Here is a 17,217-nt window from a genome sequence, read left to right on the forward strand (position 1 = left end):
GTTTATGCCTCCGGTACTTTGGCTTCTTGCAGGCAGACTAAGTTCACTCTGTACGGCCCAACAATTGGTGAAATGAACCGTTCCTTGAGGCGATGTTTTAGCGGCAGCTGTTCGAAAATCTCGCGGGGTAAGCTCTTAAGTGTTAACGATTCGATTACATGTAGGCGATTATCCCACTCTTCCACAACATAAATATCACGTGGAGCCCATTTGAACTTTGCGGTAAGATACTTCAAGAGTTCATGGTGTTTTTGCATCTTCACCATCAGTGGCGACATCGAATCAAATGCAAACCATCCGCCAGAAAATTCATCTGCGAGCATCTGCATGAGTCCGCGCACTTCTCGTTCATCGAAATACATCGTGACGCCTTCGCAGATCATTAAATACGGCCCCTCCCATCTGCTTTGTGCTTTTACTTCATGAATCCATGCTTCTTCAAGCATCGAACATGCAATCATTTTGTTTCGTTCAGAATCTTCAAAGAACCGTTTACGCATCTCGATCGCATCGGGCAAATCAACATCAAACCACCGTACTTTGCCGTTGTCGAGTCGATCATACCGAGTGCTTAATCCGCAACCTAACTCGATGATCACGCCGTCTGGATGTTCTGCGAGATAACGCAATACAAACTCATCGAACATGGTGTGCCGTGCCGCCATGATAACTTGGGAGTAGCGCGCGTTATCAAACATAGAAAAATCGAAGTCGAGTGCCTTGAGTATACGTTCGCTGGCCTCGTCACGGATTACCGGGCGATCTTTGTGCATCTCGACCGCACGCGCCCACAGCGGTAAAAGCATCGTGGTTTGTACGTCACCCATGTTGACATGTATATCCCCGTCCCAATTTTCAGGATTCTTTGCGATCATGTGTGTTCCTCAAGAAAATGGCTTGATCCGCCATAAGTACCCCCTTGCGAGTCAAAGCATACTATGCCGCCAGGTGGGCAGAATCCTCTGGCTTACGATCATTCGTCTCACTTTTCGTGGGGTCAAATCGTGATAATCGCTTCATTCCATACGGTATGAAGTAGGTATCGATGGATAAACTTAGAAAGGCAAAGGCCAACCGTTTCCCTGTGCGTACTGGGATTGTTACGGATAAAGTCGCGTTGCTGTGTCTAATTTCGCGGGTAGAGGGGAGGTCCGTTTTTCTATTCGCGCATTTGTGTGTAAACTTCTGTCGGAACCTGCTGGCAATATAACCGGCTGGTCGCTCATTGGCTTGTTTGTTCCGGATCAACCCAAGCCTTGATCGTGGCCGCCCATTTTTGAGTCTCATATGATCAAAGTGAATCTTCTTGCAGTAAGCGTGGGTAACACCCGCACCCGTCTGGGCGCATTCGTCGAAGGCGATCTCGTTGAAACCGCAACTTATGTGAATGGCCGTGAAGCAAAACTTTGCGACGCCATGTCTCACGCATTTCAACAATTGCGTGACCGCGAAGACACCGTTGTGCTCATGTCCTCGGTGAACTCAGATGCCGAGGAACACATCGAAGAACTCGTCAAAGAAAATCTCAGTCGCGATGTAGTTCGCTTGGAGCGTGATATTACGATTCCTATTGGGCGGCAACTCGATCCTGAAGCGATCGTGGGTGAGGACCGTCTGCTTAACGCGGCGGCAGCTTACGATGTACTTAAGCAATCATGCGTCATTGTGGATGCAGGTACTGCAATCACCGTTGATTTTGTTGATGGTTCCGGCACGTTCCACGGTGGTGCCATCGCACCCGGCGCGCAAACACAACTTGATTCGCTAGCCCGTCGAACGGCACAACTGCCTGAAACTTTTATTGAGAAACCTGTCGAGGCCATTGGACATAATACCATCGAAGCTATGCGGGCTGGCGTTTTCTATGGCCTTCGCGGCATGGTTCACGAACTCGTCGAAAAATTTGCCGAAGAAACGGGGCAATATCCACTTGTCGTCGCGACAGGCGGCGACTCGCAGTTGCTTTACCGCAACTACGAACTTGTTGATCGTGTTGTGCCTAACCTCACGCTCTCTGGCATTGCCGTCACCCTTCGCAAACACCTCGAGCAGGAAGCCGAAGCCTAATTCCTCGTTTGTTGTTACCCGAAGATATAACACAAACACCAACATTTCGTTGGTGTTTTCTTTTTTGACTTGAATTACAATGTTCTTAGTTTGCAGTCCCAGCAAAAATATCCGAGGTTGAATATGTTTGAGAACCAATCATCTAGCGCACCCGCCAATTCCAAACAAGCCCTCATGACCAACCGTATCATCTGGGGTGCTCTCTGCCTCGGCGTTGTGGTCATTGCAGCGGTCTTCGCTTTTGTTGTCGAGCCGCCCACGCCGTCAGGTAACAACCGTGACCTTTTCATCTACTTGCCCTTCGGCGCGCTCATCTGTATTCCTATCGCTTTCATTGTTCGTGCTGTTATCTTCAAAAGTAATACAAACGAGGACGGTCTTGTTGAACTCGGCGCCTATGGCAACGCGATCATCATTTGCTGCGCTCTTTGTGAAGGTCCCGCTATCGTCGCTCTCGTCTTCGCCTTTTTCATTGGCCCCGTCTTCCCCACATGCATTGCTGCAGGAATTGCATTTCTCGCGCTTCTCGCCGCCTTTCCCCCCGCCGGCCCCATCACGCTAAAGGCTCACCAAACCATCGGTAATCTCAATGTATAATCTCTTTCATGAAGTCCACCGGCACACCTAACCTTACCGAGATCCAGCGCACCACGCATGTTATGAAGCTCACTTGGCTTGCACTGATCGGCGGCCAACTCGGTGGAGCGTTCTTTTTGCTTTTTTACTCACCGCCTATTCCTCAGCCGATTCCTGAATTTGCTCCCAATATTACCGTGGCGCTCTGTATTATCCTCGCGGTGCTTATTCCGCTTGGTTACTTCATACGGATGCAAACTTACAAGAAAGGTTGGAAATCTCACCGCATCACGCCGCAGGCTTACGTGTTTGCAAATCTCTTATTGCTTTCGTTGATGCTTGCTGTCTACCTCGTTGCGATCATCGGCGCTTTTCTAACTAGTAACCACACCATCACTCTCATTCCCGCTGGCATTGCACTGGTGATTCAACTTGTGAATTTTCCTACAGGCGCGCCTATGCAGATGCAGCCGCCGTCCTTCATCAAAGATCAAGACGCCTCTGCTTCCTGATCTCTCTTATTATTTGTTAGATGTATGAATCAATTTACGGTACAACCCAAGCTCACTTTACTCACGGCGGATGCGCCCGGCGCTATAGCGATCCTGCAAATCACCGGCACGCACCAAATGCTTGTGGCACTGCTTACCAAGCTTACCGGCAAGTCATCCTTTCCGTTTGGGCGATTGATCCTTGCAGATTTTGCGGGGATTGATGAAGGGCTTGCTGTTCTTCAGCAAGCAGGGCAGGGTGAGACTGTAATGCTCTTTCCACATGGCGGCCCGCGCGTTGTACACAAATTGCTCACTCACTTGCAATCTCTCGGCTGCACTTACAATCCCACGCCATCGGCGCAATCGCTTTTTCCCGAAGCGACTTCTTCGATCGAAGCCGAATCATTGCTTGCGATTTCGCGCGCCGCTTCACCGGCTGCCATTCCGACCCTTGCTGCGCAACCTGCACGATGGCTGGATGCGCTCGCGTCTAATCAACCATTAAACTGGAACGCGATCAATCGTGACACCGCAATTCTTAACAAGCTCATCGTGCCACCAACAGTGGCGGTTGTTGGCCAACCAAATGTCGGCAAATCTGCGTTGCTCAATCGTCTTACTGGTCAATCTACTGCGTTGGTTGCCGACCTTCCCGGCACGACACGAGACTGGGTCGGTGCTCTTGTTGAGTTGTCACCATTCCCTCGCGGTTCTGATGCAACGATCAATTCCACCCTTGAACCTGCACGCAATGTTGCAGTCAAATGGTTCGATACACCAGGGCTGCGATCTTCATCAGATAATATTGAGCAAGCCGCGATCAAACTTGCGAGATCTGTGCTTGAGACGGCTGATCTTTTGATCGCTATGCGTGATCCTGAACAGGATTTTCCGGATCTTGAGGATTTGCCTAGCACGCCGGATCTATGGGTGATAAATAAGGTTGATACAGATGGACAGGCTGAGACAATTGAAGATGATTTGTCATCGGAAGTGTTGAGTATTTCTGCCCATACTGGTCGCAATATGGATCATCTTCAAGCAGCGATCATTGATAAGCTTGGCCTCACGTTTTACCTTGCACTTAGATCAGACCAATCCATGCCACTTTGGGCTTTTTGCGATGAGCTTCGTCATCACCAAGCGACATAAAAAAACGCCCAGAATAACTGGGCGCGTGATCGATTTTCGATTTGAGATAGCGGTTATTTTTTCTTTTGGCCATTACCATCTTTGTCACCGCCACCAATGCTGTCGCGCATCGTTGTGTCCGCCTGAATATTCTTCATGCGATAGTAATCCATGATGCCCATGTTGCCGCTGCGGAATGCGTCCGCCATCGCCTTGGGCACCTCAGCTTCCGCTAGCACAACCAACGCCTTGTTCTTCTGAACCTCAGCTTTAAACTCCTGCTCTTGAGCGATCGCCATCGCGCGGCGTTTCTCCGCTTCCGCTTGGAACCGTTGTTTGTCTGCCTCGGCTTGCTCGGCTTGTAACTTCGCGCCGACGTTTGCTTCACGGTCCACACCTGCCACGGAGATGTCAGCAATATCCACCGACAAAATTTCAAAGGCGGTACCCGCATCCAAGCCGGACTCAAGCGCTTTGCGTGCGATGCCGTCCGGGTTTTCAAGCACATCTTTATAGCTTGGCTGTGAGCCGATGGCACTGACGATGGCTTGCCCGACACGAGCGATGATCGTTTCTTCGGTCGCACCACCAACGAGCCGAGCGAGATTGGTTCGCACGGTCACACGGGCTTTACACAATAGGCGGATACCGTCTTTGGCCACGGCGTCGAGTCGATCACTACCGCCACTTGGGTTCGGGCAGTCGATCACCTTCGGGTCGACGCTGGTACGGATGGCTTCAAGAATATCGCGGCCGGCAAGATCAATCGCACACGCCGTATCCCACGGCAGTTGAATCCTTGCGCGGTCGGCGGCAATCAGTGCGTTAACCACGCGCGGCACGGTCCCGCCAGCGAGGTAATGGCTTTCCAGCTGATTGGTCGAGACATCAATGCCGGCTTTCACCGACTGGATGCGTGAGAGCACGATCACCTTCGGGTTCACTTTTCGGAACCACATCCCGACCAGTGAGGACATTTTGACCGGAGCTTGTGAGGTTTGTGCTTGAATCCATAAGCTGAAGAACCGTGACAAGAACGCCAGAATGATCAGCAGAATAATACCGCCAATAACAATCCCTGCGATGATAAAGGCTTGAACGCCGCCCATGGTTTTATCCTTTCGGATGGAAGAAGATCAAAGGTATTGCGATCGTTCTTGGGAAGCGCCGTTGTGGCTTCCCGTCGTCGCTGCCGATTACCCTCGGCATATGCCATAGACTATCCGCAAGCCGGCGATTTATCTACATCTCTCCGTGACTTCTCGCATCTTCGCATTTGGCATGCAATGCATCCTCATTTTTGCAGTATCAATCGATAGGGTGGGCACAAAAAAGCCCACGGGTTAGCGTGGGCGGTTTCGAATGGCAGATTATATCGATCTTGAAGGCAGGTGCGCTTTCCAACAACGGCTTATCTTCTGCCCGCTTCACTTGGCCTGTTCTCACCAGCGGCGTGTTTAGGGCGATCGTGTTCGGCTGCGCTGATTAGTGGCCGAACAGATTGGTCTCGGCAAACATGCCTTGTTCTTCAAAGTATGTGAGCGCTTCGTCGGTCGTCTTGAACACCTTGGTTGCGGTTTCGGTGATGAATGGGCTTGGTTGTTTAATCTCAGGTTTCCAAACGACGTAGACTTCCTTGCCGTGTTCAAAAGCGTGTTGTAGTTCACGTTCGACACCACTTGAAAGCCCCGGCATACCGTCGGGAAGCTCGGGAACCAATGAGACAATGATATCGCTTTGGTCGATCAGCTTGAAGTCACGGGCATAGATCTGCCCGTCGATATCACCGGCGATGTCCAGTACTTGTTTGACAGAGACGCGCACCTGGCTGGCACTGCCGCTGAAGGAATGAGCTTCGGTTTCGATGAAGTCCTTGCCTTCTTTGGCTGCGGCAATAGCCTGATCCAGTAGCAGCTTCTCATCCACATCGCCCGGATCGAACGTGATGAAGTGTTTGGCGAGTTCCGCGCGGAATGCATCAATCTCCTCTAAAACATCTGGCATGCCCACCACGTGCGTCATCGGGAAACTTGGATACACCGTTCGGAGTTGTGGACGACAAATCAGTTTGAAACCAGTTTCAATCGTTTCTTCATGTCGGCCTCGTGAGAGGACATAGAAGTTGTTGCCAAGGCCAAGTGCTTGTGCAAGTAGTTCGGTGGCCATGATTTCTTCTTCACGCCAAACCATCAAATCTTTGAGTGTGGCATCGATTGTGTGGTCAGCATGAAGGCGGTCGTAAACGACTTCGATGTTATCGACAAGGACGATGAGCGTGTCGATTTCAAGTTCTTTGATTTGATCGAAGTCGAAGGCGGCAAAGAGGCCGTGACGCCAACGGAAGGTGGCGTGTGTATTGACGATGATGTTCTCTTGGCCTTTGGATTGCGCGATGATGTCCTTGAACGCGGAGCGGCGGAGCGTGTTCAGGCGAGAGAGGGGGAGGTCTAAGATGCGGCCTTTGGGGATGTCTCGCCCTTCGGCGTACATCATGTCACCGACATTAAAAAGTTGAACGTTCTCGCCGCGGTTGCCGGCAAGGTTGACGACTTTGTCAAAGTAAGAGCGTTTGTCCATGCCAACCTGGCCGGTGACGATCGCACGCATTGTGAAAATCTCCTGAGGGGTAACTACTGTTTGGGTGAGGCATTATAAAACTTGTACGGTATGTATGGAAGACGCAATATGTTTGAAGTTGATGAGAGCAGATCTGTAGGTTCGGTTAATTTTCGGGGGATTGGCACAAGACCTAGTGCTGACTATGGGAGTGGATACCGTGTGTGGTTAGCGAAAAAAACCTTGGTTTTTTAGTGTCGGTTTGTGTTTGAGATGTGTGATGTGTTGGTGGTGTAAGGGCGGGCAGATTTGCACAGCGCTTGATCGTTGTTCTTTTGATGGCGAAAGAAAATTAGAACGCTGATTCGAATGGAGGTGGGATGATGAAGGGTTACGATCTGTTAGCCTCAAGAAAATGTGTTGATGGTTGTCATGTGTGACTGGGAGGTGGGGGATATTGCTAAATGTAATGAGTTGGATGCGGTGTAAAACCTGAAGGATGAGAAGTGTGGATTGTTGTCTGTTAGGAGGAGAATTCAGATAATATTGTCGTTGGGTTGGATGCCTATCAGTTTTGTATTGACTATTAGTGCGTTGAGAAGCCATTTATTTTTTAATGCGCTTTTCTTTGCAGATTAACTGTTTATTGTTTCGTCCTGCGTGATTGTTTTTAGGACTGTATATGACGGCCGATTATATGTTGTTTGAATCGGTGGTTGTTTGATGAGGTTATGTATTGGGAATTTTGTATTGGAGAAAATCAGTTAATTGATTGACGCATCCAATGGTTGATGAGTCTGAGCAATTGTTGAAATTCGGTACTCATTCGTTGCTTGCGTGGGTGATTTTGATTTATGAGATCATTATTTGTTTTCATATTTATTGACTCGTTACTGATCAAGTTAGGAAAGGATTGGTTGAAATGGAAAAAAGAAGGTCAAAATACTTAGCAACGATTGCAACGATTGCAACGGTGGCATCGTTGGCTGGGTTTGGCATTATGAATGATGCGGCGGCGGAGACGCTATATCAGTTAGGAAAGGGGGGTGGGTTTACGAACGGAAATCAAAGTCCTTATGCGTATCAAGGAACGAGTGACACGCCGTTGACGGCGGGTTATGCGTTTACTGTTGCTGAAGAAGATATTTTGATTACAGAACTTGCCAAGTGGAGCGGCAATGCGGGGAACTTGGAGACAGTGACGCTCTACAATGCGGATACTGGCGAGGTTCTCGCATCGGTATCAGGTGTAAGTAACTCGGATGATTGGGAGTATTTTGCGCTCGACAGTCCGATTGTTACTGATACGAGCACCACCTATGCGGTAATTGGATCCTTTCCGCTTGAATCTGATACGCTTGGTGTGACTAATGAACATGTTGCCACGGATGCTGATGGTAATAGTATTAATTACATTGATAATTACTTTTTCCGTGAAGGACGCATTGTTGCAGAGGATTCGCTGTTTGCGCTTGAACAGGATGTTGCGCTAGAAGATTTATACAGTATCGGTTTTGGTGGTTTTGAGGATATTGATATAGGTATCACATATCTTGGCAATCCATCTGGGCCGATTTCACTTGATGGCGGGATTTATGGTTTGGTAGATGTTGGTACAGTGACGTTAGGCGAGTTTGTAGAAAATGGGGGTGAGTTGCCTGTGATCGTACCAACACCATCGGCGATGGCGGCGGGGATGATCTCGCTTGGGATGTTGATGATTCGCCGTAGGCGAAAAGGTGGGGCTGTGTAGATCTAGATGATTTAGTTTTGTTTATGGCACCAGTTGGATAAGGCCGAGATCGATGTACTGGCCGCCATCTGTTTGATGACAGTGCACGGCAATGGTGTTTTTGCCGGGTTTTAAAGCGTCAATGGCCTCGGGGCGAATGGGCATGTTGATGTAGGTGGTGGTGTAGCCGGTGGTTTGAAGGGCGAGGATGCCGTTGATATAGACGGTGGCATTTTCGTCATGGAAGATAGAGATTTGCCATTCGTGATTGTTGTTCAGTTCTTTCTCGCTGAGTTTAATGTCTTTACGCAGCCAGATATCGCCGGTGTTCCATGTGGTATTGACGATGGTGTTGGGTGTGTCGCTAGTGCCGAAGCCGGAGGAGCCGATTTTCCAGCGGTTGTCATTGAAGTTGGTTCTGAACCAGTTGGAGCCGGGGTTTTTGTCGGTGTATCGCCATTTTTGAGGTCGCTGCTTGGCGGAAGGAACAATGACCTTCTGCTTCATGGCAGGACGATAAAGCGGCGCGTGTATTTCTTTGAGCGTGCCGGGATCGATCTTGATGACATCACGATCGTAGGTGAGCAGCCCGTTGGTTTCGATCTCGACATCTGTGATTTGCGTGTAGACCGCGGCAGCGAGTCCGTTGTCAATGAGTGAACGGAGTTGCAGCATGTACTGATTGTATTGTTTGAGGAATTCCTCTTTGGATTCGTTTTGGATGTAGCCCCAGTTGTTGTCGCGTTGCCAGAGATGGTTTTTGATCAGCAGTGAGATGCCGCCAAATTCGCCCAGTGCGGAAACGCGGTCGGGCATGGTCGGGAACATATTGGGTGCGGGGTAGTTGTGCATGTCTTTGAGATGGCCGACGCCGCGGTCGACCCATCCGCTTGGACCGTCTACAAGTCGCGTGGGGTCGTAATCCATGGTCCAGTTCATCACTTCGTTGGTTTGGTGCTGGCCCCAGCCTTCATTGAAGGGAACCCAGATCACAATTGAAGGTGAGTTGTAAAGCGTGTCGATGATCTCTTTCCACTCGGCGGTGAATTGGTTGTGGAGTTGTGCGGTGGCGTTGATGTCGCTGCCGTGTGGAGGGATGCCTTGGTTGTGGCCGGCGGCAGATAGTGTGGGCATGTCTTGCCAAACGAGCAAGCCCAGTTTGTCTGCGTGGTAGTACCAACGTGCGGGCTCAATCTTGACGTGTTTGCGCGTCATATTGAAGCCCATAGCTTTGGTGATTTCGATGTCGTAGCGTAGCGCTTCATCGGTTGGCGCGGTGAAAAGACCTGCGGGCCACCAACCTTGATCGAGGGGGCCATATTGGAAGAGCGGCTCGTTGTTGAGGTAAAGGCGATTGATCCCACCATCGTCTTTTTGGAAATGGATTTTACGTTGGGCAAAGTAGCTTGTGACCGTGTCGATCACTTTGCCATCTTGTTTGAGTTCGACGGTGAAGTCGTAAAGGTTGGGCTCGTCAGGGGACCATGCTTCGCAGTTTTTTGTGCTGAGTGCAACGGGTGCGTTTGGATAGCTGGAGATGGTGCTGTCATCATGAGCGGTGGTGATGTTGATGGTGAGATCGCCAGCGGGGCTGTTTGTGTTTGTGGTGATGTTGACTGTTCGGTTGTCGAAGTCAGGCGTGATTTTGAGGGAGGTGATATAGGTGTTGGGAACGGTTTCGAGCCAAACGGTTTGCCAGATGCCAGAGACCGCGGTGTAGTAGATTCCTTCGGGTTTGAGGACTTGCTTGCCGCGGGGTTGTGAGCCTTGGTCGGTCGGGTCCCAAACACGAACGGTGAGTGTTTGTGTGTCGGTGTTGTTCAGTGCGCTAGTGATGTCGCAGGTGAAGGGAGTGAACCCGCCGCGGTGTTCGCCGACTTTTTGGTTGTTGACATAAACGGTGGCATGCCAATCGACAGCACCGAAGTGCAGGAGCGTGCGGTCGTTGTTGGTCGGTTTGGTGAGGTTGAGTGTACGGTTGTACCAGAGTGCCTGATTAGGCAAGAGAGGTTTTTGAACGCCGGAGAGTTTGGATTCGATCGCGAAGGGAACGAGGATTTGGCCGTCCCAACTTTTGGGCTGGTTATCAAGAGCGGCAGTGATGGCGTATTGCCAACGGCCGTTGAGATTGGTCCAGTTTTCGCGAGCGAGTTGTGGGCGGGGGTATTCGGGGAGTGTGTTTGATGGATTGACATCTTTGGCCCATCGGGATTGAAGTTTGTTGGGTGCGGCTGCGGCGACTTCTGAGAAGAAGGCGAAGCCGGCGATGAGGGCAATAGCAAAAAAGCAATACGATGTTACGGCCATGGATGATTCCTGAATTCGTGCAGGTTATTGAGATCAGTACAGTTAAGCGTACTAGGAATACCTCAGTTCATATCTTCAAACCATAGCTGTAATCCAAGAATAAATATCAGAGACACTGATCTAGGGGTAGAAAGTAGGTATAGGGCGTTTAGTGGGTGGGATATGAAAGAAAAACGCCCTTGGAAAGCCAAGAGCGTTGTGTGCAAAGTTTGGTTGTTTGCGGCGATCATGCGGTTATGCAGCGCGACGGCGGCGAGTGATGAGGATGGATGCGGCGGAGAGGAGCAGGAGGGAGGCGGGCTCAGGGACAGGGATGTCGGTGAGCGCGGTGAGGAGGATGCTGTTCGGGTTGTAGGTGATGGAGAAGTAGGGGTTGGCAGGCCCACCGTTGGGGAGGAGGAGGGAGCCGAAGGTTCCCGTGATGGAGGAGGCGGAAAGGATTTGGAAGGTGGTGCCTTGTGTGATGATCTGGTCGTTGTTGAGGACGACACGGAGGTCGCCGGTGATGTCGGTGTTGCCGGTGATGCTGAGTGTGTCGTATCCGCGTCCTTTGGCGTTGTTCTGGTCGCTGACGATTTCGATGACGAGCTCTGCGTTTGTGCCGTGTGTGTAGTTGCCGTGGATGGTGAGGAGTCCGGGGGAGTTGCCGGGGTTAAGGGATGCGCCGTTGTTGATGACAATGCCCTGGATGACGCCTCCGCCTGAGATGGTACCACCTGTGGCGGTTAGTGTTGATGAGCCGGTGAATTGGAGTGTGGCGCCGGTGTCTGCGGTGACGGTGCCGCTCTGGTGTATGAGGTCGCTGTTGGAGAAATTCAGCGTGCCGTTTTGGGCATGGATGTTGCCAGTGTTGGTGAGTGTGAGGTTTTGGATGGTGCCAGAGCCACGGATGGAGTGTCCGTTGGTGTTTTCAACGAATGAAAATGTTTTGCCGGAGCCTGCGAGCCTGTTTGGTGCGGCTTCGAAGAGGAGTTCGCCTGAGCCGGAGAAGGTGGTGGTGTTGTTTGCGTTGCCATCAACTTGGAATATTCGTGTGGTGGTGTCGTCGAGGTAGGTGATGGTCCCACGGTTTTTGATGGTGCCGCGTAAGTTTGCGGAGGTGGTGCTGTGGACGAGATTTGCTCTGTTTTCAATTGCGTTGAGTGTTGAGGCGGTTCCGGTGAGGTTGGTAGTGCCGTCACCGAGGAAGAGTGTGTTGTTAAGTGTTGTGCCGGTGACTTGGACGATTCCGGTTTGGTTGGTTTGGATGATGGGCCCGCTGTTGGTGGTGGAGCTATTGATGTGCAGTGTGCTGCCGTTGTCAATGGTGACGGCACCGCCGGTTTGGTGGTTGAGGACAATGGCGTTCATGAGGAGTGTGCCGTTTTGTGCGTGGATGTTGCCGGCGTTGTTGAGTGTGAGTGATTGGATGGTGCCGTTGCCTGCGAAGGTGTGGTTTGCGTTGTTGTTGACAAATGAGAAGGTTTGTCCGGAGCCGAGGAGACGATGGTTGTTTTGCAGGAATTGAAGTGTGCCGTTGCCGCTAAAGTCGGTGGTATTTGCGGCGTTGCCGTCGACTTGGAATGTACGTGTGGTGGCGTCATTGGTGAAGGAGATGAGTCCGTTGTTTTTGATGGTGCCGCGTAGGTTTGCGGCGGCGGTGTTGTGTGTGATGTTTGCGGTGGTGGTGAGACTGTTGAAGGTGGAAGCGGTGCTGTTGAGATTGACGGTACCGGTGCCGGTGATGTTGGAGTTGTCATTGAGGGTGCTGCCAGTGATGTTGACGATGCCGGTTTGGTTTGTTTCTATGGTGGGTGTGTTGTTTAGCGTAGTGCTTGTGAGGTCGAGTGTTGCTGCGTTATCGACAATGATACGTCCACCGCCACCACCGCCGCCGTGGTCGACATGATTGAGGACGACGGCGTTTATGAGGAGTGTTCCGTTTTCAGCGCGGATTGTACCGGCGTTGTCGAGTGTGAGTGATTGGATGGTGCCGTTACCTTGCATGGTGTGGTCGGCACCGTTGTTGACGAATGAGAAGGTTTGGCCTGAGCCGAGAAGTCTGTGGTTGTTTTGATGGAACTGGAGAGTGCCGTTACCGATGAAGTCGGTAGTGTTAGCACCGTTTCCGTCGACTTGGAATGTGCGTGTGGTGGCATCGTTGAGGAAGGACATGGTAGCGTTGTTTTTGATGGTGCCACGTAGGTTTGCGGCGGCGGTGTTGTGTGTGACGTTTGCGGTGGTGGTGAGGTTATTGAATGTTGTGATTGAGTTGTGTAGTTCGACGTTGCCTGTGCCTTGGAAGTTGACGTCGTTGTAGGTTCCGCCGGAGGCATATATGATTCCGGTTTGGTTGGTCTGGATGGAAGGCGCGTTGTTGAACGTCATGTGTGAAAGTTGGAGTGAGCTACCGTTGTCGACGGTGATGTTACCGCCTTGGTGGTTGAAGATGATGTTGTTGAGGTGAAGGTTGCCGCCAGATGCCTGAATGGTGCCGGCGTTGTTGAGTGTGATTTGTTGGATGTTGCCGTTGCCACGGATGGTGTGGCCGGTACCGTTTTCGACGATGGAGAAGTTGGTACCAGAGCCGATGATGCGTTGAGAGGTATCGTTGAATTCGAGTATGCCGTTGCCGAGGAAGCGTGTGGTGTTTGCGGGGTTGCTGTCGACATTAAGGGAGCGTGTGGTGGTTCCGGTTTGGAAGGTGATGAGTCCGCTGTTGATGATATTGCCGTTGAGGCTTACGCTGCTGGTGTTGTGGCTGAGTGTGATGTCTTCAGCGAGTGAGAGGTTATTAAAGGTGGTGGTACCGTCGACGTCTACGTTGCCGTCTTGTGTGAAGCGGACGTCGTTGGCGGTGTTGGTGCCGGTGAATCGCACGTTGGCGTTTTGTCGGATGGAGATGGAGTCGTTGTTGTTGATGGTTGAGTTTTTGAATTCGAGTGTGGCGAATGTGCTTACGTTGGTGTTGCTGCCGGCGTTAAGGTTGAGGATGATGCCGTCGAGAAGAAGTGTGTTACCGCTTGATGAGTGTATTGCGTCGAGTTCACCGTTGTTGTTGAGTACGAGTGATCGGATGGTTCCGTTGCCTTGGATGCTGTGTGATGAGGCGTTGTTGATTGTTGAGAAGTTTGTGCCTGAGCCTAGGATGCGATGGTTGCTTCCGAGGAGGCGGAGTCGGCCGGAACCGGTGAGGAAAGTTTCATTGCCGTTGTCTATGGCGATGTTGTAGGTTTGTGTTGCGGGGTTTGTGGCGTCGAAGCTGATGGTGCCGTTGTTGATGGTTTCTTTGGAAAGGTTGAGTGTGCCGGCGGTGTTTTGGAAGGTGGCGAAGTTATCGACGACGAATTGTCCGATTCGGCCGTTCCAAGTTGACTGTCGGGTGATGGTGCCGGACTTGATGGTGACTTTTGAGTTGTCGGTGAAGCTCCATGTGCCGTCGATGTTGCCGTTGTCGAGGATGAGGTGTGCTTTTTGGATTGCGCCGGTGGGGACGTATCCGTTGTTGGTTGCCGCGCCGACAGTGCCGGTAGCGGTGAGCGTTGCGCCCCCGCTGATGGTGAGTTGGTTGAGTCCATCGTATGCGGCCATGGTGAATGTTGATGTGCTGGTGAAGTCGTTGATGTCGATGAGTGCGGGGCCGGCAGGGAATGCGAAGACGCCGGTTGGGTTACCTGTAACGGGGTCGAGGACATTGTATGGGCCGAAGTAGGTTGGGATGTTTGTTTTGGGGAGGTCAGCATGTGGGCTGCCGGGGATGCCGAGTTCCCAGTTGGTGGCATCGAAGAAGTCGTCGGAGGTGTCGCCTTGCCAGATGTTGGAGGTGGGCGTCGGGGTGGAGGTCGTTGCGGCGAAGGTGGTGTTGAAGCATGTGCTGCCAGCAGTGATGGCGCACAACAAGATTGATGAATGGATAGCGTTCATGGTCGTCTCTCCTCGCCCTGCGTTTTATTGATGGAACAAAATCAATGTGTCTACAAGGGATGTGATGTTGCCTGCAGCCGCTGAGTGCTCAGCGTTTGCATGAATACTTTTTTATGCAGTTTTTGGTAAAGCGCTCTGCGCGCGGAGCGCAAAGAATATGACAGTAGGTAATGTAATGCGACTGTCATAGAATACAACTGCGGAAGAGCCGTAAAGAGGTAGGGAAAACCGAAGTAAGTCACAAGAAAATGATGAGAGATGTTTGCAGTATGGCAAACTGGGGAATTTGAGATTCGCCCAGCGAATGAAGTTTGCTTTATTGAGTGTGATTAGAATGGAAAGAGCGGGGGAATGAAAAAAGTCTTGCAGGTGTGATATTAGCCTATGTAAGATGTGGGGTGGCAGCTTCTGATGCTGCTGTGAGAGTGATCGTGCTTTGTCAATGGGTGCGTGTGGAGGGGATGAGGGGGGTATCAATGTTGTGGCGTTCACGAACTTTTTAGTCAGGTTTAATTCGCTTCAGGTTTATGGTTCAGGTTTGATCTGAGAAACACAATCAGTTGGCTGTTTGGTCGAAAGGTGTCAGATCTTTCGTGAGCTATCTGTAGATTCCATATCACGGGAGCCGATGATGAGCAGCAAGACGGGATGGATCGGTAAAATTTTGAAGATGGGCGGCGGTGGCGGCGCAGAGGCCATGGCCGCGCAGCGCGCTGCCTTTGAGCATCGCAAAGAACGAGCCATGGGCAAATTGCTCGGGCATCCGCATGCGTATCTTTTCAACGAGATCGTGCCAGAAGAAACAGTCGAGGTCCGTGAGTTTGAAGGTAAGGTTCGCGGGACCGGCTTCGGCACCGTGGGCATGATCGAAATCAACGGCGACGGCCCGCTCCCCAACGAGCACGGCATGTTCGAACTGGTTATGTTCACCAAAGCCAAACGTCCCGAAGGTTTTGAAGTCCGCTTTCATGCCGGCGATTGCACCGTACAAGACAAAGCTTATTACGGCTTGTACATCAAAGCGCGTGAGATCATGTCACAAGTCAGCGTGTATGCACGTGAAAAAGTCATCAAGCCCGGCGACATGATCGATATCATGCTCGAGCGTGAAGGACTCATGTACCACGTCGTCTTTGATGAATTGCATTTCAAAAAACGCAGCTTCGAAGTCGATGGTGAACATCATGAACTTATGTTGTGCATGCTCGTGCATCAGGAAGAAATGGACTACGGCCGTATGTACGGCGCAGAGAAGTTAATGGACAAGCTCAAACAAGAACGGCTATACCCATACTCAGACTTGAACCGCGAGGTTTTGGTTTAATCTCACCCTCCTTGTTCGTTTCAATCTCCGCAAGTTTGCTCTTTGACTTGCAACGCATCGTTAATCAATCACTATTCAAGCCCGCGGGTTCCACCCCTGGGGTCATTGCGGGTTGGTAATGTTGTCCCAGTGACTAAAAGTGTGCATGAGCAACGTGAGGATCGTCTCGGGATCAGCGGCTTGAATGTGCTTTAACCATTCAGAATCGAGTTCTGGAAGTTGATCTGGCGAAGGGAACGGATCACCAACCATATCGAGCAGAAAAAGAAATTTGAGTTGCGTTTTGGTGAAAGAGTACTTTGCGGAGTTGAAGTAAGGGGCGAGGTTGCCATTGACGGGAACGCGATCATGTTCAAGCGGCACTTGCGCGAAAGGATTGGGGTGTTTACACGGAAAGATGATCTCTTCTTTACAGGCGGGGCAGTGGATGTGATGGATCATGATGGATGTTTCTCTTTCATCGGCTTGTCAGATTTGATGACGGAGATCAAAATGCTCCCCTGCCGCGCCGGCGGGCAAGACGACAGGGGAGTTCCGGGGGTCGGGACAATGCGCTGTAAATCAGATGGCGGTAAAGCCTGTTGATGTTACGTACAGGGGGGGATGCTCCCGGGGGATGGGCGCATAGAAAAAGGGTGCTGCCCGTCATCGCGCCTACGGAAGGCCTGCAACAGCCTGACCAACGACGCGAGACAAGGCAACACCCTATGAACATCATCATACTACATACGAATTTCCATAGGGTGTCCCTGCCCGCACGCGCCCGTTGGTTAGAAATGTTGCAGTTTTCCGTAGGGCAACGTTCGATTAGAACGCACATCTCTTTTAATGTCAGCCGCCTAATCATGCGATAGACGCTACCTAGATTATCCTAGGTTTTGCATGAAAGTGCAAGAGAGATTTTGGGTTTTGTTTTTGTGGGAGTGTGTTGGTTTGTCTATTTTGAACTTGTTTTGATTGCGTCGCAATTCAATTGAGATTTTTTTACGGATTGTTTTTTTGCAAAGCTGAATGTCAATGAAAAGAGCAAGCCAATCGTGTACAGCGAGAGGAAAAATACTATGACGCTGATTCGTCGTGTTATTTGATAATCGTTGGTAAACAGTGGTGCGATGTTGTCGCGAACA

Annotated in this window: 12 protein-coding genes; 6 read left to right on the top strand and 6 right to left on the bottom strand. The window is 51.0% G+C overall.

Annotation, left to right across the window (positions count from 1 at the left end):
• Positions 1–2: 2 nt before the first annotated feature.
• Positions 3–875, bottom strand: coding sequence for a class I SAM-dependent methyltransferase (locus ACQ6WK_RS00955; RefSeq protein WP_432798869.1), 873 nt, complete (start codon positions 873–875; stop codon positions 3–5).
• A 412-nt stretch (positions 876–1,287) separates the two neighbouring features.
• Here ACQ6WK_RS00955 and ACQ6WK_RS00960 point away from each other — a divergent pair, with 412 nt between their 5' ends.
• The 4 genes from ACQ6WK_RS00960 (at position 1,288) to ACQ6WK_RS00975 (ending at position 4,289) form a co-directional block, all read left to right on the top strand.
• Entirely contained in the window at positions 1,288–2,067 is a 780-nt protein-coding gene (locus tag ACQ6WK_RS00960) for a type III pantothenate kinase (protein ID WP_432798870.1), read from the top strand.
• A gap of 123 nt (positions 2,068–2,190) precedes the next feature.
• Positions 2,191–2,664 (top strand): hypothetical protein, encoded by a 474-nt coding sequence (locus ACQ6WK_RS00965; RefSeq protein WP_432798871.1) that lies wholly within the window; start codon positions 2,191–2,193, stop codon positions 2,662–2,664.
• Between the two features lie 8 nt (positions 2,665–2,672).
• Positions 2,673–3,155 (top strand): hypothetical protein, encoded by a 483-nt coding sequence (locus tag ACQ6WK_RS00970; protein ID WP_432798872.1) that lies wholly within the window; start codon positions 2,673–2,675, stop codon positions 3,153–3,155.
• A 24-nt stretch (positions 3,156–3,179) separates the two neighbouring features.
• On the top strand, positions 3,180–4,289 hold the full coding sequence (locus ACQ6WK_RS00975) for a GTPase (protein WP_432798873.1): 1,110 nt from the start codon (positions 3,180–3,182) through the stop codon (positions 4,287–4,289).
• 53 nt (positions 4,290–4,342) lie between these two features.
• Here the strand turns inward: ACQ6WK_RS00975 and floA are convergent, their stop codons facing one another.
• A complete protein-coding gene (gene floA, locus ACQ6WK_RS00980; RefSeq protein ID WP_432798874.1) occupies positions 4,343–5,377 on the bottom strand; it encodes a flotillin-like protein FloA in 1,035 nt (344 codons plus the stop codon).
• A gap of 376 nt (positions 5,378–5,753) precedes the next feature.
• Positions 5,754–6,875, bottom strand: coding sequence for an AAA family ATPase (locus ACQ6WK_RS00985; protein ID WP_432798875.1), 1,122 nt, complete (start codon positions 6,873–6,875; stop codon positions 5,754–5,756).
• A gap of 871 nt (positions 6,876–7,746) precedes the next feature.
• Here ACQ6WK_RS00985 and ACQ6WK_RS00990 point away from each other — a divergent pair.
• Positions 7,747–8,577, top strand: a complete 831-nt coding sequence (locus ACQ6WK_RS00990; RefSeq protein WP_432798876.1) for a hypothetical protein — start codon at positions 7,747–7,749, stop codon at positions 8,575–8,577.
• Positions 8,578–8,598: 21 nt separating this feature from the next.
• On the opposite strand, the gene ACQ6WK_RS00995 is transcribed toward ACQ6WK_RS00990, so the two are convergent.
• Entirely contained in the window at positions 8,599–10,863 is a 2,265-nt protein-coding gene (locus ACQ6WK_RS00995) for a glycoside hydrolase family 2 protein (RefSeq protein ID WP_432798877.1), read from the bottom strand.
• Positions 10,864–11,097: 234 nt separating this feature from the next.
• The gene (locus ACQ6WK_RS01000) at positions 11,098–14,766 is read right to left on the bottom strand and encodes a beta strand repeat-containing protein (protein WP_432798878.1); all 3,669 of its coding nucleotides are present in this window, start codon (positions 14,764–14,766) and stop codon (positions 11,098–11,100) included.
• A 631-nt stretch (positions 14,767–15,397) separates the two neighbouring features.
• Here ACQ6WK_RS01000 and ACQ6WK_RS01005 point away from each other — a divergent pair.
• Positions 15,398–16,090 carry a hypothetical protein gene (locus ACQ6WK_RS01005; protein WP_432798879.1) on the top strand — a complete coding sequence of 231 codons (693 nt, stop codon included), beginning with the start codon at positions 15,398–15,400 and terminating at the stop codon, positions 16,088–16,090.
• A 102-nt stretch (positions 16,091–16,192) separates the two neighbouring features.
• On the opposite strand, the gene ACQ6WK_RS01010 is transcribed toward ACQ6WK_RS01005, so the two are convergent.
• Positions 16,193–16,531 carry a hypothetical protein gene (locus ACQ6WK_RS01010; RefSeq protein ID WP_432798880.1) on the bottom strand — a complete coding sequence of 113 codons (339 nt, stop codon included), beginning with the start codon at positions 16,529–16,531 and terminating at the stop codon, positions 16,193–16,195.
• Between the last annotated feature and the right edge of the window lie 686 nt (positions 16,532–17,217).

Origin of the sequence: Poriferisphaera sp. WC338 (assembly GCF_050931845.1) — a bacterium.
Taxonomy (GTDB): Bacteria; Planctomycetota; Phycisphaerae; order Phycisphaerales; family Phycisphaeraceae; genus Poriferisphaera.